Genomic DNA, 24289 nt, shown 5'->3' on the forward strand with positions numbered 1-24289 from the left:
GCTGCCCTTGCTCAGCCCCAAATTCGCTGCGTTGTGCCTGTCAAAAAACTCTATCACATCATGTCGGCAGACAGGCCGGTTGCCGAACCAATCGGCTTTCCGCATCAACCATTTCACACGTGACGCCAGTGTCCCCTTCCAAGGCCTCATCGCGGACGGCGAGCGGCGCGAATACAAGCTCATCAATCTCGACCGCAGGCAGCACGAGCTTGCCCTGCTTCGCCGGCCGTCGTTAGGCGGAGAGTTGGTTTGGCCGGATGAACCTCGCGATCCGCGGCATATTTGCCGACATCCGCTGGAACTCGGAAGGCACGCTGGTCAAGGATGCCTTCCCTTGCAGTGAAGAAAAATGCACGACGCGTTTTGGATGCTCACTGATCGTCTTCATGTCCCAGGGACAGACAGCAATCAGGAGATCAAAGCATGAACGAACAACCCGCAGAACTGAACAGCGAAGATCTGATCGTGCGGATCAATCAGTATGCTGCAGAGTGCGGCATGTGCCCGTCCGAGCTGCTCGAAATGATCCGGTCTGTCATCGCTGCGTCTGAATTGAAGACCACAACCGGCGCCTCTAACGCTGAGCTCATCCGACTCATCCGCGATCTGGGATTCCGGACTCGGAATGCTGAGGAAGGCCCCACTTTCATCATGTTCCATCTGCGCCGCCATATCGACATAACTGCAGATGATCTGGCCGCCTGGAAAAAATCACCAGCGCATTTTGGGACACCAAATCCTTTCCCTAAGTCCTCCATAGAGGACGAAAAGGACCCCGAAATCACACGGGCCCTTCTGTCACAAGAAGGGGCGGTTTTTGCCGCCCCAAGACTTTTCTCAGAGAATGTGGAAATTTTCGCCGGATCGCTTTGGAATGACTGATCGGGGCGTAATTCTTCGTTGTCGGCAACACACAACGGTCTGACGGAAAACAGGAAAGGTAGAAACATGAGCAAGATCGAAAAAATCTCGGCAAAGCGGGCAGCGGCAATAATCGCCGATATGCGCGAAGAGGAATGCCTCAACATCGACGTCAAGGCGGATGGCCCGCGCGCGATCGTCACCGTCGGTCAGCACGGCGGCATCTGGCACCGCTTCGACGACTATCCGTCCGTCGAAGAGCTCCAAAGCACCGTCCGCGACGCATGGGAAGTCGATCTCGAGTCTCAGCGCGAGAACGCGTAATCGCCACAGCGCCGCCCCCCGGGCCCAGCTGCTTCTCCGGCCGCCGTGCGCGACGGCTCGACGAGATCCCTTCCATGTGCGAGACACGGATGCCGTCGACCGCTGCTCCAGCCCAGGTCACGGTCTCGTCGTTGTAGATCGTGCATGATATGCTAATCCATTTCGCTGAGTTGGCGCCCATATCGACGCCAGGACGCGCGTTGCGCTCTTCGGTGGCTTCCATGGCTTGCCGTCCAGAACCTGAAGCATGAGGCCAAGCGCGCCAGTTCCCTTTCCAGTTGCCGGTCAGAGTAGCCTCAAGCATGGAAACCTCGAGACCCGTCGATTTCGCCCGGCGGGTCTTCTTTTTCTTCCCAGACATGCGCCTCGGTTGGTAGTGGTTTGAAAAAACCACAGAATCGAGAGGCGAGGGATGGCGAAGAAACCCAAGGACAAGGAGATGTTCCACATCGCTGAGTGGTATGGTCTCCCTTTCCTCGATCTTTTGGACGCCGACAGACTGCGCCTCGGGAAGTTCCGGGCATCTGGAAAGATGCTCAACAAGTCCGAGATGAAGCGCATCGTGGATCTCCGAGCGAAGGCCAAGCTTGGCCCGCTGACTACTACGGAACAGACGAGGCTGACAGACCTCGAGGCACGTCTCACAGCTCTGCAGGCGACGCAGATGCCGTGCCCCTTCCGAACCGACACCCCCTTTCCATTCTGCAACAAACCTGGAGGCGTGTGCTCGATGCGGCTCTACCGGGAGAAGCCGGGCGGAGGCCTTCAGCCGGTCACGGGCAAGCGGGCCTACATCCGCGGCATGTGTCCCGTCCGATACCAGGAAAACAACAAGGTGGCCCAACATATCGGCCAGGACCTCCTTGGTGACCCTAACCCGTTCCAGGTCGGCGAGGTCGGGTTCCTCGAGTCGACCGGCAACCTCGACAGCGCCCCCGGACAGAGCGTCGGAAACATCGATATGGTCCTCGCCGCAAGGAACACTCCCGTGGGCCACCCGATGAAGTGGGCCGCGGTCGAGATCCAGGCGGTCTACTTCTCCGGCAAAGAGATGGGCAAAGAGCTGACGGCGATCGCCAACAACGGCGGGCGACTTACCATGCCGAACGAAGGCCGGAGGCCTGACTACCGATCCAGCGGACCGAAGCGGCTGATGCCTCAGCTCCAGATCAAGGTGCCGACGCTGCGCCGCTGGGGAAAGAAAATGGCAGTCGTGGTCGACATCGCCTTCTTCGAGTCAATGGGCAAGATGCGCGAGGTGCAGGACGTCTCGAACTGCGACATCGTCTGGTATCTCGTTGACTTCGTCCAGGCAGCGCCAGGGGGCCCGTTCGAGCTTCAGGTCGTCGACCGCCGCCTGACCACCCTGGAGCACTCCATCGAAGGATTGACGGGCGGCATCCCTGTCGACATGGGTGACTTTGAGGGTGCGGTCGAGGATAAAGTGAACGCCGGACCGTGATGCTATGTCGATATTGAATTGCCGGAATCCACGATATCTGGTAACGCAAGGCAGAACAAAAAGAGACTCGAGGCGAATATGGGTAAGCGCAGGACGGCGATAGATCTCTTCTGCGGAGCTGGCGGGCTGTCCGCTGGTCTGGAGATGGCGGGCTTTACCGTGCTGGCTGGCAACGACCTGTTCGATGCGGCAGGCAAGACCTTCGCCGAAACCCACCCCATGGCGAAATTCGTGCCCGGCCGCATCCAGGACCTCAAGACCGATGAGTTGCTGAAGACAGCGGGCCTCAATAAGGGCGAGCTCACTGTCCTCGTCGGCGGGCCTCCATGCCAGGCCTACTCCGTCTACAACCATCAGCGCGGCATGCATGACGAGCGCGCAACTCTCTTCCGGGAGTATCTGCGGATCGTCGAAGCGCTTCAGCCCGAGTGGATCGTCATGGAGAACGTCGCTGGCATCTTCTCCATCGGCGGCGGCGAAGCTGTGCACGCAATCCAGACCGAGCTTGGCGCTCTTGGATATGACGTCAAGTTTGAGGTCCTGAAGGCAGAGCAGTTCGGTGTTCCGCAAGAGCGGCGCCGTGTTGTCTTCATCGGCAACAGGATCGGCGCGCCAATTAAGCATCCTGCGCCCACGCACGGCCCTGGCCTCCTGCCTTTTGTGACCATTCAAGACGCGATCTCCGATCTTCCGGTGCTTGAAAATGGCGAGGATCGCGGTGTCGTGCCCTACGCCACTGAGGCAAAGTCGGAGTTCCAGAAGCTGCTCCGAGGCAACCTGACGGCGGTTACCTGCCATGCGGCGCCGAGGCTCGGAACGGTGAACGTTGATCGCCTGGCGCATATTCCTCCCGGCGGAAGCTGGCGCGATATCCCCTTCGACCTGCTGCCGGCGGGCATGAAGCGGGCGAAGCGATCGGATCACACGAAGCGGTATGGCCGCATGACGTGGGACGGCCAGGCGTGCACGATCCTCACCAAATGTGACATCCACTGGGGCGCTTACATCCATCCGGAACAGGACCGAGCGATTTCCGTCCGAGAGGCTGCTCGCCTGCAATCGTTTCCAGACAGCTTCGTCTTCTCGGGATCGAAGACCGAGCAGTATGTTCAGGTCGGCAATGCGGTCCCGCCGCTCCTCGGGAAGGCCATCGGACATGCCCTTCTTGAGGCGATGGAAGCGGCGGAAACTGAAGAGACAGCAGCATAAAGTTTCCCTATTATACACGAGAAAAGGCGGTAGCCGTAGAGACTCACAGATGGCAGCTTCGCGGACCTTCCGGTCATCCGCTGCGGGCGCATCATCTCGCGCTTCGCTGACGCGGCATCCGGAAGGTCGGGCGGATTCCGGTCGTTCGCTGCAATGTCGACGGACGGCGGCTTTGGGGCCGAGAGGATACCGGGAGCTACCGTTGGCCAATCGACCAAAGCGGACTCAGTCACCCGAATCTCACTTGATGTCAGCACGCTGCTTTGCTCCCAACCCCGATCCTGGAAGAGATGGACAGGTTCCCTGAGACGAGCCCGACGATCTTGTCCTACCCCTGATGCGGAGTGTGCCCCGCTCCAAGCCTCAGCTCGGCTTGCGAGGGACGGGCGCGACCGCCTGGGCTTCGGCCGCCGCTGTGACGCGCCGCTCCAGATCATGCGCCTCGGCGACACCAACCGCCACCAACCGGCCCAACACCCGATCGATCCGCGTGCGCGCCGGGTGCCCAGGTTCGAGCAATCCCGGATCTTCGACAACGCACGCCTCAAACCATTGCATGACGCGGCCGCCGACGCCCGCCGCGATCCACAGCTCCGGTGACGTCGTGCGACCGAACCAAGCTTCGACTGCGTCCAACAGAAAACCAAGATGGCGCGAGCGCGGCGCGACCAGCAGCAGATTCATCGTGCAGCGCGCGACGAACACGGTTGGCCCCCCGGGCAACATCGGGCGGAGTATAGGCAGAAACGGATCAACCCGGTCGAACACGGTCGGCAACAGATAGCTGTGCGTCCCGGTGATCGGCGCATAGGTGTTGAACAGCATTTGCCCGATGACGCCACCGCTATCCAGGTCGATCCGAGCTTTGCCTGGGTCGCGGATACTCCACCACCGGCTGAGCGTCATCAGCCGCGTGACAAGCTTTTCGCGCAGCGCGACCGGCCGTTCCGGTGCGCGGCTGGTGTGGTTGAAGTAGAGCACGTCAGCGGCGTGCTGGACCGTCTGCGCGACCTCGGCAAACGGCGCGTCGGGCAGGTCGGTCACGAACGGCAGATCGGCGGCGAACGCCGCATCGTCTCCATCGAGCAGCCGCTCGGCATACAACGCGTAATATTGCCAATTCCAATCGGTAGGCTCGCGGCTGATCTCGGCATCGGCCGCATGGCCCAGCCCATTCATGCGGCCTGTCCATTCAGCATAAGCCGAGACGATCTCCTGCCGCCAGCCGATCGCGTTCGCAGGCGCCGACTGGATGATTGCCAGCCAACGGGCCCCCGCCTGGTGATCGGTGTGAAGGAATTCTGCCGAAGGGTCGATCGCCGTCTCCAGCCCGCCATCGACCTCGAACTCTTCGGGCGTGACTGGTCCCGGCAACCGAATTCGTCTGGCACTGCGCAGGCTCGGTCGCTCCTCGGGCCATGTGGGCCAATCCGGTTCCACGCCGCCATCAAGCCAAGCAAGCTCGCTCGTAACCGCTGCGTCGGACCGGGAGGCACGCTCCGCTTCGAACGCAGCCTGCGGCGCCTCGTCTTCCGGTTCGTAGCTCTTCCGACGATATGTCATGCTGGAAAAGGCCGCCCGCATCATCGCTTTGAAGAGACGCGGCTCGATCTCCAGGATGCGTGGGACAGCCGCCGCTACCGCGGTGGCTGCCACCCGATCCTGGCGTGTCGCGAGCGCGACCAGCGCATCGCGATCCGCGGTTTTCCTCAGCCGGGCCCAGAGATGGATCAGTGCGAGGATCGCGATCGCCGGACGGTTGTAGCGCAGAGTATCGCGCGACCCGCTGCCTCGATCGGATTTCTCCTCAAGCGTGATCCCGATAACTTCCCGCACCCAGGCTTCATGTGCTGCCAGCAGCGCATCGTCGCCGTCACGCGCGACGAGCAGCGCCGTCGTGATCAGCCGCGTTGCGCGAGACTTGAGCGCGTCAGTATCGCTGCCATCGGGCACGCCGCCCTCGGCATAGGCGACTGCGTCGCGTGCGGTTTCGGCCGTCGCATACGTCCCACCGTCGACCGCCATCGAAATGCGCGCTTCCATTCCGCTCGCCTGAACCGACACATCCCGCTTGGCTTCGAGCGCCACGAAATGCGCGGCCTCGTCCGGCGGCGACCGATATTCGAGATTGCCGTCCTCCCGTTCGAACCAGTTCGCCAGGGTGAGGACGTTAAGCGCATAGCGGCCGGCGAACTCAGGTTCGCTCAACGTCGCGTGCGCGGCATAAGGTTCGAGCGTCTCGACCGCCGCCGCGAGCGCTGCCCGCAACGAATTGCCGACTGGCTCGTCGGCCAGAAAATTCTGCAAGGTGTCGATCAGCGAATAGCCGCGCGAGGGTCTTGCCTTCAGATCGGCCATACGCACCGGACCCTTCGGCTCGTCCTTCAGTCCCAGCGTATCCCGCCCCGACCCCATCTGGTCATGAGTCTGCCGGGTGCGATCTTCGGCAAGGAGCTGCGGGCTCGCGAGAAACGGCGCGAGCGCTACACGCGCGACACTGCCGTGCGACAACAACACGTCGATCGCGATGAGGAGATAGGCAGCCGCGCTGCCCTCTGGGCCCAATATGTCGGCGAGCACGGCCTCGACCGGATCACCATCATCGAGCCGCTTCTGGCTCCACGCCTCGAGCGCGAGCAGCCCGGAAGCGGCGGCATATTCGTTACCGTTGCCCCGCGACCAGCCATAGGTCCAGCCCCAGGGGAAGAAGCGCGGCCCCTCGCCAAAGTCGACCGTGATGCCGTCTTCGCCTGGCTCGCGCCCTTCGGTGTGAAAAGCGATCGCCTCCTCGACCAGCCCCCTGATCAGCGCCATTCCTTCGGCCGGCGCCGCGTTCAGCAGGTCGAGAAACGGCGGCTGCGCGGGCGATGGTGGCAGATAGTCATTATCGCAAAAACTGAAGGCGTCCTCCATCATGCGGTCCCGCCGACGCCGCCCGTGTTTCTTCTTGATCAGGCTCGCTTGGACCATCGCCGCCAGTTCGGCTGGCGCGACGGGAGCGATCGCGCTCGAGTATTGGCGCAGGTCATTCATCTTGTGCTCGTCGCCGTCGTTCGTAATCGCAGTGACATAGGCCTTGAGCGCATCGGGCGCGAACGACCCGAGCAGCATCGCCATCAGCCGGAGCTTGGCTACCGTGCGCCGCCGCGCGTCGCCCCCCCAGCGCGCGCGTCCCTCCATCCCCGGGATCGTGACGGGCATGTCGCGCAGATCGAGCTGGCACAGCCAGTCGAACAGGAGCCGGGCCGTTCGCTCGGCAAGCGGGGGGAGCATCTTGAGTAAGAAGGTCTGTGTCTCGACCAGCTCGACCACGGCGTCGATCGCCGACATTGGCACCTCGGCGGCGTGAACAAGTATCCAGCGCAGCACCAGGACCGACGATCCCGTCACGTCGGTCCGATACGAGCGCGGCAGGTCGACCTTCGATCCATCAGGCAAGGTGATGATGTCAGCGGCCGCCTGCGTCTCGACCGCGACGAGCGTCGTCGACAGTTCGGTCAAGAGTGCGCCGCCCTCGGCGAGGAGCGAGGCGCTCGACTTTTCGAGCAGATCGATCGCGACTTCTGACCTGACCAGCGCGAGGATCGCCTGTCGGCGCCACGAACCGTGCGCGCTCGTAGGCGACAGGTGCGCGAGCAGGTCGAGCCAAGCGCTCGCATCCTTGCCCGTCTCGAGCGCAAGCCGCGCGGCGATCTCAATACCGCGGGCGACGCGCGGCGACACGAGTCCGCCCAAGTCGAACTCTCCCAGGCGGGACGGGTCTTCGGCGAGGTAATTCCCGATCGCCCAGTCGCGCAGCACGTCGTGATTGAAATCGAGCCGGTCGGGCCGGACCTCGCGGAGCGACTGAGCACCGAGCAGATGGTTTCGCGCAGATGAATCCTCGTCGAGATCGATTCCGGCGTCGCCCTTGAGCGCGGCGGTCGCCAGCGCTTTCAGGATTCGCTGCGCTGCCCGCACTTCGGCCGTCGGCGCGCCATCGGCGCCGATCCACCAAAGCTGCGCGAGCCCGGCCTCAGTTCGCACCGACGCGGCGCTCGGTTCGCGGAGTAGTCGCGACAAACGGTAGAGGTTGCGCGCGAGTTGCGCTGCGGGATGGCCGGCATCGAGCAGCATCCGCAGCTCGGGCGCCTGATCGGTCAGGATCGCGATTTCTTCGTCCGACAGCGCTCCGACCTTGACCGTGTGCTTACCGCCCAACGCGGCCGAGATCCGGTCGTCGAGCCATGGGATGACGTCGCTGGCGCCGGTCTGCCGCGCGGTCGCAATCACGTTGAAGCCAGGTATGGCGCCGGCGGCTCGCAGCAGCTCGCTGATCGTGCGCTGGCGCCCCGCATCGTCGATCATGTCGATGCCGTCAATAAAGAGGTAAGCGCCGCCGCTCGCCGCCAGATCGGTCAGGAAGGCATCCGCCGATCCGGGAATGCCGAGCGCGTTTGCCAAATACAACCAGCCGTTCGGGGGCGTCGCCTCACGGTCGAGAACGATGATCGGGGCACGCTCGGCGACGCGCTCGGCATAGTGGCGCAGCACCCAGGATTTGCCGACGCCGGTATCGCCGCGCACGACGATGAAGCGCTGTGTCTCGACCGCATCGTCGAGCGCCGCGACCGCCGCCAGCCGCGGCAGTGTCACGCCTGCGACGCTCGTCCCGATAGGCGAGAGCGTGTTTTGCGCGAGCTCGGCGAGCCGCAGGCGGGCCGAGCCGTATTCGCGTTCGCCGGCAAGCTTGAAACCGGCCTCGGCGAGGTTGGCCTTGAGTGCAGCGGTATCGATCTCACCGCCCCGCGTGCCGGTCTTGATCGAGAGATCGACGAGGCGGCTCCACAGTGCCTCAGCGTGCGCGACCTGCTCGTCCGCCAGCGCCATCCGCGCGAGCGCAAGACCGTAGGTGCGAGTAATCGGTGCGCTGCCCTCGAAATCAAATTCGAGGATCAGTATCCGGCGCAGCAGCCGCCAGATCGTCTCATCCTCATCGGCGATGCCGCCTGCCGTAAGATGCGCACGCGTCGTCGCGACGAACGCGCGCATGTCATCGTTTGCCACGCCCTTCGCCGCCAGACGGGTAAAGAACTCGCCCGCTGTGGCCGCGCTGCGCGCCCAGCCCAGCACGTCCTGATAGGCCCCCGATATCTTGCGGCTGGTCCGCTGCGTGGCGATCCCAAACAGATGGCGCTCCGCCGGCACGTCGCCGATCGTGCTGCTGGCGATCTGCCGTGCGACATCCTTGTAGACCGTGTCCTTCGGCGAGAACTGGATATCGCGCTTTGACTGGATTTCGAGTAGCGCATCACCGTTGGCCCCGACTCCCGCGATGATGAGGTCGTCGAGCTTGAACCCTTGCTCGACACCTTGAAAGCGCACGCTCGTGACGCGCGCGGACGGCAGCCCCGGCGCACGGTTTCCGGTCAGAAGCGCGAGCAGATATAGCGCCCCGAGCTCGCCCTCGATGTAGGCGCCGGCCGCGCCGCGCGATGCCGGGCTCGAGCCTCTCTCAGTGTCGGAGCTGTTTTCTGCTTTTGCCATCCGCCTGATGTGCAAACAATCGTCCGCGTGGTCAAGCGAAACGGGCGTTCGCGGGGACGTGATTCAACTGACGCGGACCGATCAATAGCTTGTCTACCTGCTATCTCAATTCTCGTCTGCGGGACCAGGCGTCGTCACCTTCGATGTTTTTGCACCGAAAGCGGCGCTCCCTAAAGCAGTCGGTTCGGTGCGTTCGAACGAACGGCGGCTTTGGGGATCGGCTGGGGCGACCTGGAATTACTGGCATGGGGTAAGAAGCGGACATTGCCCTTGAGGATGTCGTGTGTCCGCATTGGGCCGTCCTTTCGAACCTGCCCATGCTGCAACCACGAAATTCGTGTTCGCCGCCTTGGGTAGTTTGGGCTCTCAGCGAACCATCGGAGTGAAGGGGTCATGGCCACCGAAGACCTCACGACGGTGTGCGTCCCATCTGGCGGCCGATGGCTCCGTAGAGGAGGCCTCGCATCTGGTCCACACCCGGGATCGGCCTCGATACGGTGGTGGTCTCAGCCGTTGAGCGGCCCGATGAAGACTTCCTATTCCTCACTTTGCTCTCCGGGGTCCCGCGGTTCCACCGCCAGATGATTTCGTCCAGGTGTCGTTGTAGGTGCTTCCGTCCGAGACGGTGATACACGCCGATCAATGCGCGCTGGACGACCGCGTTCACGGCCTCGATGGTGATCATCCATACTGCGCAACGCTCCTGCACGGGGATCAACAGAGTGACACATTGACAGCACCCGCGCTGAGCTTGTTGGATTCCGAGGGCGCAGAAGCGTTCTTATCCAAGGAGTGAAGTGTCAGTGGCGGGATCCAATTCCGACGCAGTGCATGCTGGAACCCGGACACTCTGCAGCACACGGTTCGTGCAGAACACAAGGTGACTTGCATCTTGGCACAGGTTACGTCAACGTCGCTGTCACGAGCCGGAGTCGGACAGGAACCGGTGTCGATAGACCCTTATCAATAAGGGGTTTCGTCAAGATGCTCCGGCCCCAGGGCTCGGAGGCAAAATTATTGTTCCGAGCCCAAACGGACCGAAGTTTGCCAAGTCGAGGTCGCGCACGCAGCGACGCGCGCATGAACGCGACCGGCCAATACCGCCATCCATTAGAAACCACGACGCTGCGATGCAGAGCAGCCGAAGCAGACCTTCATGTTCTCTGAAAAAATGAACTCAGCTTTGGACATGCCGAGGCCAATTGCAGTTTCGCCCAATGATGTGCAATGTCCATGACATGACCGTTGAGCCTGCCGCACCACCTGTTGTTCGCCCGATCAATATTTTATCGGGTCTTGGTGTCCTCGAGCGGGCCGAGATGTGCCAAATCATAGCTCTCATTGAATGCGTCGACGGCCTTTTTCTCGCGAAGGGTGCTGTCGAGGGCATTGGAGCCAAGCTTGGTTTCACGGCGGATGCCGCAGCCGAACGCCTCCAGACTGCTCAGAATATCATTGCTGGGTCATCTGCTTCGGATGCCGCCCTGCGCTTCCGCCTCTGGGCGAGACTGACAGAAGCCGTGGCTTTGCCGTCGGCTGTCCCCTCCCTGTCGAGCAAGTCCGCCACGCGATCGGCTTCCGCCTTTGCTGTTCGCGCCTCCGAGAGACTGACGCCCTCGATCCGCGCCCGCCACCGCAGGGCCGATCGCAAGAAGTCTGACGGTGGTATTGGCGAACTGGTCGGCGGTAAGGCCGCTGATTACTGGAAGTCGGCGAAAGCTACCCTCGTCACGGAGTCGCCTCTGCCCTTCCCCCAGATCGTGGCCGAGGAGATGCTGGCGGTCTTCTCGGACGAAAAGGTTCTCGAGGCCGCTGCGAAAGAAGCCGATCCCGAAATCGCTGAGGCTCTGCGGCAAGGCCAGACCCAAGCACGCAATGCACTTGCGGCTGGCGGCGTTTGGGTCGGCGGGGCGACTGTCGTCGCCAATGCCGGTTTCTTGCCCTACATGCTGGCCGCACAGCTCAGCGCTATCATCCCTCTGGTCAGTGGCCCCACACTTGTCTCGCTCTTGGCTACACTCATCAACCCGGTGACCGTCTTCGTGGGCGTGACCGCTCTTGGATGGCTTGGAATGGGGCGTGGGTCACGGGTAGTCCGCAGTCAACTGGCTGCCCGTCTTGGGGTGCTAATGGCGGCACAAGGCACGCAGCGCAGCGAAACCGGCCTGGACCAATTCCTCATAGACATGCGGAAGTTGGACCGGGAACCGACCAGTTCTTTCGATTGGATGACCGCGAAGGATCGCGCAGACATGCGCCGATGCGTTGCCGAGATCACCGGTCGTCTGGCAGGGCCACTTCCGGCACCAGCAGGACGGCCTCCGGAGCCTTGGTCTTCGAAGAAGATGACCACTGATCTCCCGGATGCGGTCGTCGCATTGGGCCTGACCGCCGGCGAAATGCTCTGGCATGCCGCAGCGCTCGACCCCAACGTCATGAAAGCGGCCGATTTCTCTCGCTCCGAGGATATCGGCGATCCTATGGCCTTCGCCTACAATGCATCTGACTTCATGACCGCGGGCGCTGGATGGTCACTGCGAGGCTTCACGGCCGAGCGGCTGGTCATGGACAAGCTGATCGCCGACGGCCACGACGTCCGCCTTGCCGAGGCGAGCAATACACCCGGTCTTGATCTCATCGTCGACGGGATGCCGGTCCAAGTGAAATGCGGGACAGCGCTATCGAACCTGACCGAGCATTTCAAGAAATACCCGGACGTCCCGGTGATCGCCAATGCCGCCCTTGCCGAGGAGGCCATGGCAAGCGGTGCGCCATGGGCGCATCTGGTGACCACCCTTCCTGGCTTCGAAATTACCATGATCGAAGAGCAGATCGCAGAGACACTCGGTCATGCTGCCGACCTGGCTGACCCGGACATTCTACAATTCGCGCTTTCCGTGGGTGTGCTTCGCGGTGGCATCGAGGTCGCCAGGGGAAGAGTCCCTGTCTCCGACCTGCCAGCCTGGCTCATTCTCGATGGCGCCTCGCGCGGCTTGCTCGCCTTCACAGGCACCAACGCTGGGGCGTGGCTCGGCCTGGTTGCGATAGGTCCCGCCGGTGCGCTCATCCTTGGTCCAGCGATCGGCGCCGCCGCTCTCCTTGGGAACAACACCCTAAAGGGATACGCCCAGAAAAAGCTCATGGCAGATTGGAGCTTGGACCTCCAACGAACCGCAGAAGACCTCCATTGTAGTATCATTACGGCTTTGGGGCACCGCGTCGCCCGGCTGGAAGAAAGAACTGGCACATTTGCGGGGAATGCGTCGAGATCTGAAATCGATTCTTGGATGGCGCGGCGTGCCCAAGATGATTTGATCGCCGCCTTGGAAGACCATGCAAGTTTCATCACGTCCCGCCCGAACGCCGAGGTCGATGCAATCAGGTTGCTGTTTAGCGCGCGCAATATTGCGCCCGCAGACGCTGCTGTCCTGTCGCGGATTCATGAAGTTGAACAGACTATTGCCCGGAAGCCAGGCCTGAAAGCTACCATGATCGAAGCGGGACGCCCCGCCGGCGACCTGCTACGATCACAACTGAATAGGCGTTGGTTCAATCGCCACCCGCCGGATGAACGTGAAGGCGATTAGCGGTTACGGCCACCATCGGGCAGCCCTTATTTTGTTGAGACCGGCCTCTGCGTAGCATTTTGTGTAGCGAAATGTGTAGCATTTTTCAGCCGCTTTCGCCAGAATCCCCGGAAATCTTTGCTTTTAAGGCTGGACGCACGAAATAGTGGTGCCCGGGGGCGGAATCGAACCACCGACACGAGGATTTTCAATCCACTGCTCTACCCCTGAGCTACCCGGGCACGGGAGAACGCGAGGCGTTCGGGTTGCAGCGTTCTAGGCGAGGCGTGGGGGGCTGTCCAGAGGGTTTGCACAAAAATTTTGTGCCGCGCCAGACTGGTAGGCGGCGCGGTGCCAGGGCCGCGTCACTGGGGTTTCAGCGGGTCGTCGCGCAGGGCGTCCTCGATCGCGTCAATGGCGGCCTCGATATCATCGGGGTCCTGGCTGGGCACGGCATAGGTGCCGCTGAACCAGCGCGCCAGATCGACGTCGGCGCAGCGTTTCGAGCAGAAGGGGCGATAGGCCGGATCGGGCTTGCGCTTGCAGATCGGGCAGGTCATGGGCGTGCCCCCTGCTCCTCCAGCAGCGCGGCCAAGGGCACGCGGGCGCGTTGGCGCTGCAACTCGTAATGGCCCAAGGGTGTCCAGCCGGCCAGCACCGTCTCGATACTGTCACTGCGGAACGCGGCCTTGATCGCCATCTCGAAGGCGCGGCGGTCTTTCTTGGGCATGGGTGCCAGATCCAGCGTGATCTGGCCGCCCAGTCCCCGCAGGCGCAACTGCCGCGGCAGGTCACGACCCAGCGCGATATTCGCCTTGAGCGCTGCGGCAGGGCTGGTGTCGCTGCCCGTATTGACATCCACGGCCACCAGCGCGCGGGTCGGCTCGACAAAAGCGAACGCCCCGCCACCCAGCGTCACACGCGGATCACGCAAGCCTGCGATCATCTCCAGCACGCCGTGGGACTCGAAACTGCCCTCGGCTGTCACCACCTCGGCCGGCTCCACCCAGTCGCGCCAGGCCAGCACATGCGGCCCGTCGCCTTCGGTCAGGCATTCCGCCTCACCCTCGGTATCCGACAGCACGGCTGTGGCCAGATCGGCCATGGCGGCGATATCCTCGGCAATCTCATCGGGATCGGCCACAGCACAGCTTGAACGCAGGATCAGGCCCATCGGACTCTCGCCCATCACCTCATGCGCGATTCCCAAGAGCGTGTCGCGCAGATCGTCATCCTTGATCGACCGGCTGATATTGAGCCCCGGCGCCTCGGGCGTGACGATCGCATAGCGGCTTTTGAACAGCACCTTCTGCGTGACCGGCAGGGCTTTGCCCTCCTCGGCATGGCCGGTCACCTGCACCAGCATCGTCTCGCCGGGGGCGATGCCCTTGACCTGCCGCAGAAAGGCCATGCCATCGGGCGTGCGCAGAAACAGCCCGCCCTGCCCCTTCAAAGGCCGATCCGCCACGGCGCGATAGATCGCACCCGGACGCGGGCCATCGGCGTCGATCAGCAGATCTTCCAGCCGCCCATCCACGATCAGGGCCGCGGCTTCGCGCCCGTTGATATGGTCGAGGATGATCTGACGGCCCTTCATGCGCGGTCCTTCCAAATGGGGTAACCCGCCGCCTGCAACAGGCCTGCGGTCTCGGACAGCGGCAGACCGACGACGCCGGTGAACGACCCGTTGATCCAGGGGATGAACGCGCCTGCCGGGCCCTGAATGGCATAGCCGCCCGCCTTGCCCTGCCAGTCATTGCTGGCCAGATAGGCGTTCAATTCCTCGTCCGACAGCCGCTTCATCTGCACGGTGGTCACGACATCGCGCTCCCAGACACGCGCGCCACGCCGCACGGCGACCGCCGTGATCACCCGGTGACGCCGCCCCGACAGCGCCAGCAGGAATTCCGCCGCCTGGCCCACAGACTCAGGCTTGCCCAGAATCCGTCGCCCCAAGGCTACGGTCGTATCGGCACAAAGCACGATGTCATCGTCATCCGCCTCTACGGCGCGGGCCTTCTCAATCGCCATGCGCGCGCAGTAGGGGCGCGGCAATTCGGCCTTGTGCGGTGTCTCGTCGATATCCGGCGCGCGGATGGCGTCAGGTTCAACACCAATCTGCGCCAGCAGTTCCCTGCGGCGCGGACTGCCGGATCCGAGGATAAGTTTCACAGGTAAAACAGTTACTTGAAGCGGTAATTGATCCGACCCTTGGTCAGATCATAGGGGGTCATTTCCACCTGAACCTTGTCGCCAGCCAGAACACGGATGCGGTTCTTGCGCATCTTGCCTGCCGTATGTGCGATGATCTCATGGCCATTTTCTAGCTCGACCCGGAACGTCGCATTCGGCAGGAGTTCTTTCACGACACCGGGAAATTCGAGCGTATCTTCCTTGGCCATGGTCTCTCCTTCGTCAATCATCCCGCCATGCTGCGGGACAGGCGCTTAAATGGTCCGATCCGCGCCGATTTTCAAGGGGAATCTCTAGGCTGCGGGCTTTTGCGCTTTCCGGGTCAATGCACCCTCCTGTTCGGACCAGTGCGACAGGTTGAGAACATGGCCATCCGCGCGCACATCGCGCACCGCGGCAAGGTCCACCGTGGCATAGGTCCAGCCGGGGCGATTCAGCTTGCCTTCCGCGATCACGCCGGTGGGCGGAAAGCCGCGGTCTGGCGGGCCGAAGATGCCACCTGTGCCGGTATTCTCCTCGACCGCATAAAGCCGGGGCTGCTTGCCCACCAGCGAGGACATGACCGTGACGCACTGCCCCTCCAGCGCGCGCGCCATGGCCCCGATGCGGACCCGCCAATAGCCCTCAAGCGCCTCGGTGCAACTGGGCACCAGCAGGATCTCGACGCCGCGCTCCATCAGATCGCGGGCCAACAGGGGGAATTCGCTGTCATAGCAGATCAGGATGCCGATGCGGCCCAGATCCGTGTCAAAGACCCGCAGCGGCCCTGCCCCGTCTTTGGCCCCACTGATACCCCATTCCTCGCGCTCGAACCGGGTCATGATCTGCTTGTCCTGCACCCCGATCAGGCCCGCAGGGCCGAACAGTCCCGCACGGTTCACCACCGCCGAGCCGTCGATCACCGGGGCCGAGGCGGACAGGATATGCACCCCGAACCGCGCCGCCAGCGCCGCATGCAGATTGTAGCTGGCCCCGACCCGGCCCGCGACCGCGCGGATCGACCCCTTCAGGTCACCCGCCACCCGTGGCCCGTCCAGTGACGCCAACTCCATCGCGCCATACTCGGGAAAGACCAGCAGATCCGCCCCGTCCTGCGCGGCTTCGGCCACCCATGCGGTCAGCTTGGCCTCGTAGTCGGTCCATTCCTTGAACCAATCAAGGGGATAGGCAGAGGTCGCGATCTTCATGAGGTTCAGTCCTGTGTCCGAGTCCCAGCCATGATGACGCAATCACGCGTCAGGTTCAAACGGATTGCCCGTTGTGGTTGCGAAAGCATGATCCGCCCTGCCTATAGCGTCTTGATCCAGAATTGCAGCGGCTTGTCCGTCTCGGCGCTCTGGTTCAGATCCTTCCAGCCGAAATGCGCCACGACCCCCGCCAGCGGTCGATAGCCACGCTTGCGCCAGAACGGGTCCAGCGCCGCGTAATCCGCAGGGCGCAGCGGATGGTCCTCGGGCCGGATCACGCCGCAAAAGGCCGACTTCCTCAAGCCCAGCTTGCGCGCATGATCCTCGCGCAGATCAAAGAAACGATGCCCGATCCCGTGACCGCGCCATGCGGGCAGCAACACCGATTCCGCGCAATAGAAGATCTGGCCCAGATCCTCGCCCGTGCCGTCGAAAGCGGCCGCGAAATAATCGGCGTGATCCTGCATCGGCAGACCCGTCGCCGCCCCGACCAGACGCGCGCCATCAAAGGCCCCCACCACCACCGCGCGCGGATTGTCACGGTAAACCGCCAGATAATCCCGCTCATAGCCCAGATCCCCGTCATAGAGATAGGGCCAGTCCCGGAACACCGCGATGCGCAGCCGCGCCACATCATCCAAGGCGGCCTCCAGCGCCGCCCCGGTCAATGCCTCCACGCGGATCATGCCGAGACCTGCGCCACCCAGTCGGCCAGATTGTAATAGGTCACGACGCGGGTGATCTTGCCGTCCTGCAAACTGAAGAAGGACCCCGCCGGAAGGCGGTAGCCCTGCCCCTTCGCCTCCGGCAGGCCCGCATCGGTCGCCAGATAGGTGCCGTTGACGATGTATTCCGCCGCAGCACGGGTGCCATCCGGGCTGGTGAAAATCACCATATCCGTCAGGGTCTCCTTGTAGCAGCGGCTCATATGGTCGCAAAACGCGGCAAAGGCCGCCTTGCCGGTCCGCACCTTGCCCTCATTGACATGATGGGCCACGTCATCGGACAGGCATTCCACCATGGCGGCGCTGTCACCGGCGTTGAAGGCATCGAAATAGCGCTGGATCGTGGCGCGGGCCGTATCGGTCATGGTCAAACCTCCTGTTTGGGCCAAGACCTAGCAGGGGCCGTGGCCCGCTCCAAGCGGGACTTTGCGGGGTTTCGCCCCTCAGGCCATCCGCGTGGGCGGTCCCCACAGCGCCGTCAGATGCGAAATGATCTGGTCGCGGGCCTGCCGATAGGCGTTCAGCTTCACCTCGCGGCTCTCGCCCAGACCAGTCGGGTCCATGATCGGCCAGTATTCCACCGTCAGGTGATAGATCCGCGTCAGCTCCAGCGCGCGCCGCTGGCTGGCCGGCGACAAGGCCACCACCAGATCGAAAGATGACAGATGCTCGCCCCATTCCTCCATCTCGTCAAAAGACCGGCTGCGATGGCGCGACAACTCCACCCCGATCTCCTGACAGACGGCGATGGCGAAACCGTCGATCTCCATGTCGTTATGGACGCCGACCGACTGGACATAGGTCTCGGCGCCATAGAATTTCTTCATGATGCCCTCGGCCATGGGCGATCTGACAGCGTTGTGGTCGCAGCAGAACAGAACGGACTGGGGCAAGGCGACTGGCACGGGGTCAGGCTCCGAAATGCAGGACGCAGATCAAGGTGAACAACCGGCGCGCGGTATCGGTGTCGATCACCGCCTTGCCCTCAAGCCGCTCCTGGAGGATGCGCGCCCCCTCATTGTGGATGCCGCGCCGGGCCATGTCGATCGTCTCGATCTGGCTGGGGGGCATGTTCTTCACCGCATCGAAATAGCTTTCGCAGATCGCCCAGTAATCCTTGACCACCTGCCGGAACGGGCTCAGCGACAGATGGAACTCCGCCGCCTTCTCGCGTTCTTCGGTCAGGATATCGAAAACCAGCCGCTTCTCGCGGATCGCCAGCCCCACACGATAGGGGCCAGCGGGCACGACACGGTCATCCCGCAAAGGCAACTCGAACGAGTTCTCCTCCAGAAGGTCGAACATCGCCACCTTGCGCTCCTGCTCGATCTCGGGCGTGGGCGGGGGCAGGTTGGAATCGTCAAGTTCGATGTCGCAGATGCGTGTCATGGGCAGGGTCCTAGCAGATGCACCTGATTAGCGCAGGCTGCCGCACCGCACAATCCGCCTTGAACCCTTTCATGCTGCAATGCAGCAATTACCCGCCTGACTGTGGCGCCGGGCGCATGTTCAGGTGCCGGATCACTCGTTCAGTCGGTTCAACCGCGCGCGCACGCTCAACCCATGCGCCTCAAGGCTTTCCGCAATGGCCAGAGTCTCCGCCGCGGGACCAATGGCGCGCAGCGCGCCGGGTGTCATCTTGGTCAGGGTCGTCCGCTTGAGGAAATCCATCACCGACAAGCCGCTGGAAAACCGCGCCGACCGCGCCGTGGGCAAGACGTGATTGGGCCCGCCCACATAATCGCCAATCGCCTCGGGCGTCCATGCGCCAAGGAAAATCGCCCCCGCATGGGTGATCTTGGCGGACAAGGCATCAGGATCGGCCACGCACAGCTCCAGATGCTCGGGCGCGATCCGGTTCGACAGGCTCGCGGCCACATCCAAATCGGGCACGGTGATGATGGCCCCAAAGTCGCGCCAGCTTGGCCCCGCGATGGCGCGCCGCTCCAGCATTGCCAGATTGCGTTCGACCGCCGCCGCCACCGCCTTGGCCATGGCGGGGCTGTCCGTGATCAGGATGCTTTGCGCGCTTTCGTCATGCTCGGCCTGTGACAGCAGGTCCAGCGCGATCCAGTCGGGGTCATTATCCGCATCCGCGATCACCAGAATCTCGGACGGCCCCGCGATCATGTCGATGCCGACCTTGCCGAACACCCGCCGCTTGGCCGCCGCGACAAAGGCATTGCCGGGTCCCGTGATCTTGTCCACGGGCGGAATCGTCTGCGTCCCATAAGCCAGCGCCGCCACCGCCTGCGCGCCGCCGATGCGGTAGATCTCGTCCACACCCGCAATCCGCGCCGCCAACAGCACCAGCGGATTGGCTACGCCGTCGGGCGTCGGCACCACGATGGCCAACCGCTCCACCCCCGCCACCTTGGCAGGCACCGCATTCATCAGCACAGAGGACGGATAGGAGGCCAGCCCCCCCGGCACATACAACCCTGCCGCAGACACCGGCGTCCAGCGCCAGCCCAGCATCGCGCCCTCCGGGTCGGTCCAGCTATGATCCTGCGGCATCTGGCGCACGTGATAGGCGCGGATGCGATCCGCCGCCAGGTCCAGCGCGGCCCGCTCATGCGCGGGCACCTGCGCCACCAGCGCATCCACCTCGGCCTCTGAAAACCGCAGCGTCTCGGGCGTCAGGTCCAGCCGGTCGAACTTCGCCGTCAGCTCGATCACCGCCGCATCACCGCGCGCGCGCACATCGGCGATGATGCCTGCCACGACATCATCCACATCGACACTATCCTCGCGCTTGGCGCCCAGCAGGGCGGCGAAGGCGGTCTCGAAATCGGGGTCGGTGGCGTTCAGAAATACGGGCATGGTCCCTCCGGGGTCTGGGGCGGGACATAGCTTTGCAGGGGCCGCGCCTCAAGCCCTTGATGCCATGAACGCAACACGCTGTTTCTTCTTGCCCGAAATATCCCCGCCGGAGGCGCAGGCTGCCGCGCAGAAATCCCGCTTCAGATCTTGTGATCCGGCACCTTGCGTGATGGCGCGACATAGGGCCGGGTCACATCCTTCAGCGTCACTTCCAGCGCCTCGACCTGCAACCGGATCTCTCCGTCCCCGGCCAGCACCAGATGCAACGCCCCCTCAACCTCCGCCCCCGCATGCCAGTCCAGCGACAGCAGCGACAGCACCAGATCCGGGTCGCGCCGATCCACCCCGTTCGAGGCGACGCCCAGCACATTCTCCACCACCAGCAAGGATTGCACCCGCTCGACCGGACGGGCGCGCTTGCGCGCGGCGTCCACATCCTCCCAGCGGAAACGGTTCAGCAGCAGGCCAAAGCGGCGTTGCCCCGGCCGCCACGTCATCGCCGTCGCCGGAAAGACCGCATCCTGCACCAGCGCGGACATCACCTTGAGGTCCTCGGCCTCCAGCGCCCCCAGATTGAGCGGGGTCTCGCGCGCGTCCTCGAACCTCGCGTCGCTCATTTGCCCGCCACCCGTTCGATCCTGGCACCCACCGCGCCCAGCTTTTCCTCGACCCGCTCATAGCCGCGATCCAGATGATAGACCCGGTTCACGATCGTCTCACCCTCCGCCGCCAACCCGGCGAGGATCAGCGACACGGAGGCCCGCAGATCCGTCGCCATCACCGGCGCGCCCTTCAACCGCTCCACACCCGTCACCGTGGCCGTGCCGCCATGCACGTCGATCTTCGCGCCCATCCGCATCAACTCGGGCGCGTGCATGAAACGGTTCTCGAATATCTTCTCCTCCAGCACGGACACGCCATCGGCGGTGCACAGCAGCGCCATCATCTGCGCCTGCAAATCGGTCGGGAAACCCGGAAACGGCTCGGTCGTCACATCCACGGCCCGCACACGGCCATTGCCCCGCGTCACCTTCAACCCCAGTGCCGTCTCCTCGACCGAAATCCCCGCCGCATCCAGCTTCTCGCAGAACGCGCCGACCAGATCGATGCGACCGCCCAGCAGCTCCACCTCGCCACCGCAGATCGCGGGGGCCAGCATATAGGTGCCCAATTCGATACGGTCGGTGACAACCGGATGCGTCGCCCCGCCCAGTCGATCCACGCCCTGAATGGTGATCGTCGATGTCCCCTCGCCCTCGATCTGCGCGCCCATCTTGCGCAGGCATTGCGCCAGATCCACGATCTCGGGCTCGCGCGCGGCGTTCTTCAGCACGGTCGTCCCCTTGGCCAAAGTCGCCGCCATCAACGCATTCTCCGTCGCGCCCACCGAGACGAAGGGGAAGTCGACGATCCCGCCCTTCAACCCGCCGGGTGCCTTGGCATGGACATAACCCTCGCGCAGGTCCAGTTCCGCCCCCATCGCCTCCAGCGCCTTCAGATGCAGGTCCACAGGCCGCGCCCCGATGGCGCAGCCACCGGGCAGCGACACCACCGCGTGACCGTCGCGGGCCAGCATCGGCCCCAGCACAAGGATCGAGGCGCGCATCTTGCGCACGATGTCATAATCGGCGGTGTGGTTGTCGATGGTGTGGCTCGACATGGCCAGCACCTTGCCATCCTGCAAACTGGTAACCTCGGCCCCCAGCGATTGCAGCAGTTGCGTCATGGTCCGGATATCCGACAGGCGCGGCGCATTGGTCAGCGTCAGCGGTTCTTCCGACAAAAGCGTCGCAGGCATCAGGGTCAGACAGGCATTCTTGGCCCCGGCGATCGGGATTTGCCCCTTCAAGGGGCCATTGCCCGTCACGATGATCGAATCCATTGCCCTGCCCTTTTCACTCTTTGCCTGTGTCCCGCCCCGGCGGATCATCCGCGGACGGTGTCTCTTTCGCCGCCCGCGCCCGCGCCTGTGCCTTGCGCCGTGCCATATTGGCCTTGAGGGCGGCTTTCAACCGCTCTTCACGCGTCCCGCCCTTGCCGGGCGCCGTTCTGCCGGGTGGTTTCTGCTCCATCCTGCCTTCCTACAGCACCGCACAATTTGCGTCCAGATTGCGCTTGCACCCTGCGGGATTTGAGTCTAATCACCCGGCCACGGTCAAAGGGGCAACCCTTCACACACCGCCGGATGCTGTGGTAGCTCAGTGGCAGAGCACTCCCTTGGTAAGGGAGAGGTCGAGAGTTCAATCCTCTCTCACAGCACCATCCCAACCAGAATGCGCGTCTTGTCTGTCATCCCACCGGGTGCAAAAAGACTTTGGTCGTCGCCTTATATGGCACACGCCCCGGCCATAGGGATCGGTCAGGGCGCGTGTCGCTGGTCTTGATACGCCGGATCGGAGACCTGCGGGTCAGTCCAGATGGCGGGTGGCGTCCAGCAGGCGCAGCAGGTCCTCGCGCATCGCCATCAGATCGGCGTGGTAAGGCTGCGTCGGGCCGCTTGCCAGAACGCTTTCAAAGGCGCGCAGCACATGGTCCTCACCGCTGCGGATATTGTCCATCACATCCTCGTCGATCTCGTCGAAAAAGGCGCGCAGGCTGACGACGGTCCGGTTGACGGTCGCCATGAAGGACCCATCCGCGTCTACGCTTGCGCCCAGCGATGTCAGCAGCGAGGCAAGTTGCGCGGCATGGCGGCTGTGAAGGTCGCGGAACTGCTGCGCGACGGGGCGAAACTCCGGTTCGGCCTTCTCGACCATCTTCTCGTATCCGGCAAGGGCATCGACCGTGCGGGTATGCAGGTCCGCAAGGGCATCGATGACTTCTGTCGGGGTTACGGCACTGGGGCGGGCTGTCTCGGGCGTCTTCATCCTGGTTCCTTTCGGGGTGGGGCCATGAAAGCCGTGTTCAGGCCAGTGGGCGTCTGTGTCATTCAACACGCGAGACACCGACGGGTTCCATGACAAGATGGCGCAGCCCGCCATCACGCCGCAGTGCAGCGCCGCGGCGCGCCACCCGATGACAGGGGCGGGAACGGCCCATGCAACAGGCGCCACGGACGGCCGATGCGACAGGCCCGAATCCGTGCTTCCCCGCAAGGCGTCAACATCCGCAAGACCGGATAAGCCTTTGGCCTTTGGTGCAGATTCGGTGACAGGCCGGGCCTCTTGTCACTGGCTGCGCGTATCGGAACTGATGAAAATATCGGCACACCCCCACGCTCCACGAACGTAGATCGCGACGCCCGCAATCCACGGTTGAAATCCGACACCCTTGCTGCGCTTGCATCATGGGGATTGATGGAGCGCATCAAAATAACTGTTGCCTGAAAAACCGCTTCACTGTCTTCTATGGGACAACCTCGCATAAAAATGGCGGGGGTTTACCCAACGTGGAGGAGATCACAATTGGAACGTCGTAAGTTTCTGAAGGGCGCCGCCCTCGCGGGCACGGGCGCGGCACTTGCTGCACCTGCCATCGCACAAGGCACCAAGACCATCACCATCGTCTCGACCTGGCCGCGGGACTTCCCGGGCCTCGGCATCTCGGCACAGCGTCTGGCCGCACGCATCACCGCCCTGTCGGATGGTGCCCTGACCACCGAGTATTTCGCCGCGGGCGAGCGTGTGGGCGCTTTCGACGCCTTTGATGAAGTCGCTTCCGGCAACTCGCAGGCCTATATCGGCGCCGATTACTACTGGGGCGGCAAGCACCCGGCCTATAACTACTTCACCTCTGTTCCCTTCGGCATGAGCACGCAGGAATGGACCGCATGGATCCGCTTCGGCGGCGGTCAGGAACTCTGGGACGAGCTGGCAGGCTCCTTCGGCCTCAAGGCCATCGCCTGCGGTTCGACCGGCACACAGGCCGGCGGCTGGTTCAACAAGGAAATCGAATCGCGCGACGACCTCAAGGGTCTGAAGATGCGTATTCCGGGCCTTGGCGGCACCGTGATGTCCAAGCTGGGCGCATCCACCGTGTCGCTGCCGGGCGGCCAGATCTATGAGAACCTCGTGTCGGGCGCGATCGAGGCGACCGAATGGGTCGGTCCGTTCAACGACTACTTCATGAAATTCTACGAGGCCGCCAAGATCTACTACACCGGCGGCATGCACGAGCCGGGCGGCGGTCTGGCCTTCGGCATGAACGCCTCGTGGTATGGCACCCTGTCGGATTGGGAAAAAGCTGTGCTTGAGGCCGCTTGCGCCGAAGAACATGAACTGTCGCATTCCGAAGCCATGGCCAAGAACGGCGAATACCTGGGCAAGCTGATCAACGACCACGGGGTCGAGGTTGTGACCTTTACCACAATCTGGCGCAATTTCTTCAGCGGTAAGTGGCGTGCTGGGGGAGATATCTGGAAGAGAAGTAGAGCAGACGTTCGGGCGTGATGCCGCGAAAGTCTGGTCTGAGCCC

22 protein-coding genes, 2 tRNA genes and 1 pseudogene are annotated in these 24289 nt (G+C 63.2%); 8 read left to right on the top strand and 17 right to left on the bottom strand.

The features are described from left to right. The 5 genes from PVW27_RS19490 to PVW27_RS19510 all read left to right on the top strand — a co-directional run. Window positions 1–343: hypothetical protein (locus PVW27_RS19490; RefSeq protein ID WP_274560596.1), on the top strand; the 343-nt coding region annotated here is incomplete at its 5' end. Between the two features lie 80 nt (window positions 344–423). Continuing rightward, the gene (locus tag PVW27_RS19495; RefSeq protein ID WP_274560598.1) at window positions 424–882 is read left to right on the top strand and encodes a hypothetical protein; all 459 of its coding nucleotides are present in this window, start codon (window positions 424–426) and stop codon (window positions 880–882) included. A 66-nt stretch (window positions 883–948) separates the two neighbouring features. Beyond that, the gene (locus PVW27_RS19500; RefSeq protein ID WP_274560600.1) at window positions 949–1185 is read left to right on the top strand and encodes a hypothetical protein; all 237 of its coding nucleotides are present in this window, start codon (window positions 949–951) and stop codon (window positions 1183–1185) included. 412 nt (window positions 1186–1597) lie between these two features. Next, a complete protein-coding gene (locus PVW27_RS19505; RefSeq protein WP_274560602.1) occupies window positions 1598–2647 on the top strand; it encodes a NotI family restriction endonuclease in 1050 nt (349 codons plus the stop codon). A 78-nt stretch (window positions 2648–2725) separates the two neighbouring features. After that, on the top strand, window positions 2726–3856 hold the full coding sequence (locus PVW27_RS19510) for a DNA cytosine methyltransferase (RefSeq protein WP_274560604.1): 1131 nt from the start codon (window positions 2726–2728) through the stop codon (window positions 3854–3856). Between the two features lie 363 nt (window positions 3857–4219). On the opposite strand, the gene PVW27_RS19515 is transcribed toward PVW27_RS19510, so the two are convergent. Further along, the gene (locus tag PVW27_RS19515; RefSeq protein WP_274560605.1) at window positions 4220–9382 is read right to left on the bottom strand and encodes a hypothetical protein; all 5163 of its coding nucleotides are present in this window, start codon (window positions 9380–9382) and stop codon (window positions 4220–4222) included. Window positions 9383–9791: 409 nt separating this feature from the next. After that, window positions 9792–10061 (bottom strand): annotated as a pseudogene (locus PVW27_RS19520) (transposase); the annotation flags it as partial. 559 nt (window positions 10062–10620) lie between these two features. On the opposite strand from PVW27_RS19520, the gene PVW27_RS19525 reads away from it, so the two are divergent. Beyond that, on the top strand, window positions 10621–12969 hold the full coding sequence (locus tag PVW27_RS19525) for a hypothetical protein (RefSeq protein WP_274560607.1): 2349 nt from the start codon (window positions 10621–10623) through the stop codon (window positions 12967–12969). 146 nt (window positions 12970–13115) lie between these two features. On the opposite strand, the gene PVW27_RS19530 is transcribed toward PVW27_RS19525, so the two are convergent. The 14 genes from PVW27_RS19530 to PVW27_RS19595 all read right to left on the bottom strand — a co-directional run bounded on the left by PVW27_RS19530 (window position 13116) and on the right by PVW27_RS19595 (window position 21948). Then, a tRNA-Phe gene (locus PVW27_RS19530) sits at window positions 13116–13190 on the bottom strand. 123 nt (window positions 13191–13313) lie between these two features. Continuing rightward, the gene (locus PVW27_RS19535; protein WP_274560608.1) at window positions 13314–13508 is read right to left on the bottom strand and encodes a DNA gyrase inhibitor YacG; all 195 of its coding nucleotides are present in this window, start codon (window positions 13506–13508) and stop codon (window positions 13314–13316) included. Beyond that, a complete protein-coding gene (locus tag PVW27_RS19540) occupies window positions 13505–14545 on the bottom strand; it encodes a ribonuclease E/G (RefSeq protein WP_274560610.1) in 1041 nt (346 codons plus the stop codon). Before PVW27_RS19540 ends, PVW27_RS19535 begins: the two co-directional genes overlap by 4 nt. After that, on the bottom strand, window positions 14542–15120 hold the full coding sequence (locus PVW27_RS19545) for a Maf family protein (protein ID WP_274560612.1): 579 nt from the start codon (window positions 15118–15120) through the stop codon (window positions 14542–14544). Before PVW27_RS19545 ends, PVW27_RS19540 begins: the two co-directional genes overlap by 4 nt. Window positions 15121–15131: 11 nt before the next feature. Further along, on the bottom strand, window positions 15132–15350 hold the full coding sequence (infA, locus tag PVW27_RS19550) for a translation initiation factor IF-1 (RefSeq protein WP_005978431.1): 219 nt from the start codon (window positions 15348–15350) through the stop codon (window positions 15132–15134). A gap of 84 nt (window positions 15351–15434) precedes the next feature. Next, window positions 15435–16328, bottom strand: a complete 894-nt coding sequence (locus tag PVW27_RS19555; protein ID WP_274560634.1) for a carbon-nitrogen hydrolase family protein — start codon at window positions 16326–16328, stop codon at window positions 15435–15437. A 101-nt stretch (window positions 16329–16429) separates the two neighbouring features. Continuing rightward, window positions 16430–17014 (bottom strand): GNAT family N-acetyltransferase, encoded by a 585-nt coding sequence (locus PVW27_RS19560; protein WP_274560636.1) that lies wholly within the window; start codon window positions 17012–17014, stop codon window positions 16430–16432. Further along, window positions 17011–17418, bottom strand: coding sequence for a ketosteroid isomerase-related protein (locus PVW27_RS19565; RefSeq protein ID WP_274560638.1), 408 nt, complete (start codon window positions 17416–17418; stop codon window positions 17011–17013). The genes PVW27_RS19560 and PVW27_RS19565 overlap by 4 nt, the downstream gene beginning before the upstream one ends. Window positions 17419–17496: 78 nt before the next feature. After that, the gene (locus PVW27_RS19570; RefSeq protein WP_274560641.1) at window positions 17497–17958 is read right to left on the bottom strand and encodes an arsenate-mycothiol transferase ArsC; all 462 of its coding nucleotides are present in this window, start codon (window positions 17956–17958) and stop codon (window positions 17497–17499) included. A gap of 4 nt (window positions 17959–17962) precedes the next feature. Then, window positions 17963–18442 (bottom strand): UPF0262 family protein, encoded by a 480-nt coding sequence (locus PVW27_RS19575; protein ID WP_274560643.1) that lies wholly within the window; start codon window positions 18440–18442, stop codon window positions 17963–17965. Window positions 18443–18574: 132 nt separating this feature from the next. Continuing rightward, entirely contained in the window at window positions 18575–19876 is a 1302-nt protein-coding gene (gene hisD / locus PVW27_RS19580; protein WP_274560645.1) for a histidinol dehydrogenase, read from the bottom strand. 140 nt (window positions 19877–20016) lie between these two features. Beyond that, window positions 20017–20493 carry a DUF2948 family protein gene (locus PVW27_RS19585; protein ID WP_274560647.1) on the bottom strand — a complete coding sequence of 159 codons (477 nt, stop codon included), beginning with the start codon at window positions 20491–20493 and terminating at the stop codon, window positions 20017–20019. Then, window positions 20490–21758: a UDP-N-acetylglucosamine 1-carboxyvinyltransferase gene (murA, locus tag PVW27_RS19590; RefSeq protein ID WP_274560649.1), complete on the bottom strand. Its 1269-nt coding sequence runs from the start codon at window positions 21756–21758 to the stop codon at window positions 20490–20492. Before murA ends, PVW27_RS19585 begins: the two co-directional genes overlap by 4 nt. A gap of 13 nt (window positions 21759–21771) precedes the next feature. Next, window positions 21772–21948, bottom strand: coding sequence for a hypothetical protein (locus tag PVW27_RS19595; RefSeq protein ID WP_274560651.1), 177 nt, complete (start codon window positions 21946–21948; stop codon window positions 21772–21774). Between the two features lie 115 nt (window positions 21949–22063). Here PVW27_RS19595 and PVW27_RS19600 point away from each other — a divergent pair. After that, a tRNA-Thr gene (locus PVW27_RS19600) sits at window positions 22064–22138 on the top strand. Between the two features lie 146 nt (window positions 22139–22284). Here PVW27_RS19600 and PVW27_RS19605 read toward each other — a convergent pair. After that, window positions 22285–22743, bottom strand: coding sequence for a ferritin-like domain-containing protein (locus PVW27_RS19605; protein WP_274560652.1), 459 nt, complete (start codon window positions 22741–22743; stop codon window positions 22285–22287). Between the two features lie 537 nt (window positions 22744–23280). On the opposite strand from PVW27_RS19605, the gene PVW27_RS19610 reads away from it, so the two are divergent. Further along, a complete protein-coding gene (locus PVW27_RS19610; protein ID WP_274560653.1) occupies window positions 23281–24264 on the top strand; it encodes a TRAP transporter substrate-binding protein in 984 nt (327 codons plus the stop codon). Window positions 24265–24289: the final 25 nt, after the last annotated feature.

It is taken from the genome of Seohaeicola sp. 4SK31, from assembly GCF_028802875.1.
GTDB lineage: Bacteria > Pseudomonadota > Alphaproteobacteria > Rhodobacterales > Rhodobacteraceae > Seohaeicola.

Bases quoted from the DNA above. Each gene is read 5' to 3' on its own strand.
- PVW27_RS19510 (WP_274560604.1), top strand. From the start codon at position 2,726: ATGGGTAAGCGCAGGACGGCGATAGATCTCTTCTGCGGAGCTGGCGGG.
- PVW27_RS19500 (WP_274560600.1), top strand. From the start codon at position 949: ATGAGCAAGATCGAAAAAATCTCGGCAAAGCGGGCAGCGGCAATAATC.
- PVW27_RS19575 (WP_274560643.1), bottom strand. From the start codon at position 18,442: ATGACACGCATCTGCGACATCGAACTTGACGATTCCAACCTGCCCCCG.
- PVW27_RS19595 (WP_274560651.1), bottom strand. From the start codon at position 21,948: ATGGAGCAGAAACCACCCGGCAGAACGGCGCCCGGCAAGGGCGGGACG.
- PVW27_RS19505 (WP_274560602.1), top strand. From the start codon at position 1,598: ATGGCGAAGAAACCCAAGGACAAGGAGATGTTCCACATCGCTGAGTGG.
- PVW27_RS19560 (WP_274560636.1), bottom strand. From the start codon at position 17,014: ATGATCCGCGTGGAGGCATTGACCGGGGCGGCGCTGGAGGCCGCCTTG.
- hisD (WP_274560645.1), bottom strand. From the start codon at position 19,876: ATGCCCGTATTTCTGAACGCCACCGACCCCGATTTCGAGACCGCCTTC.
- PVW27_RS19555 (WP_274560634.1), bottom strand. From the start codon at position 16,328: ATGAAGATCGCGACCTCTGCCTATCCCCTTGATTGGTTCAAGGAATGG.
- PVW27_RS19515 (WP_274560605.1), bottom strand. From the start codon at position 9,382: ATGGCAAAAGCAGAAAACAGCTCCGACACTGAGAGAGGCTCGAGCCCG.
- PVW27_RS19535 (WP_274560608.1), bottom strand. From the start codon at position 13,508: ATGACCTGCCCGATCTGCAAGCGCAAGCCCGATCCGGCCTATCGCCCC.
- infA (WP_005978431.1), bottom strand. From the start codon at position 15,350: ATGGCCAAGGAAGATACGCTCGAATTTCCCGGTGTCGTGAAAGAACTC.
- PVW27_RS19540 (WP_274560610.1), bottom strand. From the start codon at position 14,545: ATGAAGGGCCGTCAGATCATCCTCGACCATATCAACGGGCGCGAAGCC.
- murA (WP_274560649.1), bottom strand. From the start codon at position 21,758: ATGGATTCGATCATCGTGACGGGCAATGGCCCCTTGAAGGGGCAAATC.
- PVW27_RS19585 (WP_274560647.1), bottom strand. From the start codon at position 20,493: ATGAGCGACGCGAGGTTCGAGGACGCGCGCGAGACCCCGCTCAATCTG.
- PVW27_RS19605 (WP_274560652.1), bottom strand. From the start codon at position 22,743: ATGAAGACGCCCGAGACAGCCCGCCCCAGTGCCGTAACCCCGACAGAA.
- PVW27_RS19565 (WP_274560638.1), bottom strand. From the start codon at position 17,418: ATGACCGATACGGCCCGCGCCACGATCCAGCGCTATTTCGATGCCTTC.
- PVW27_RS19525 (WP_274560607.1), top strand. From the start codon at position 10,621: ATGACCGTTGAGCCTGCCGCACCACCTGTTGTTCGCCCGATCAATATT.
- PVW27_RS19495 (WP_274560598.1), top strand. From the start codon at position 424: ATGAACGAACAACCCGCAGAACTGAACAGCGAAGATCTGATCGTGCGG.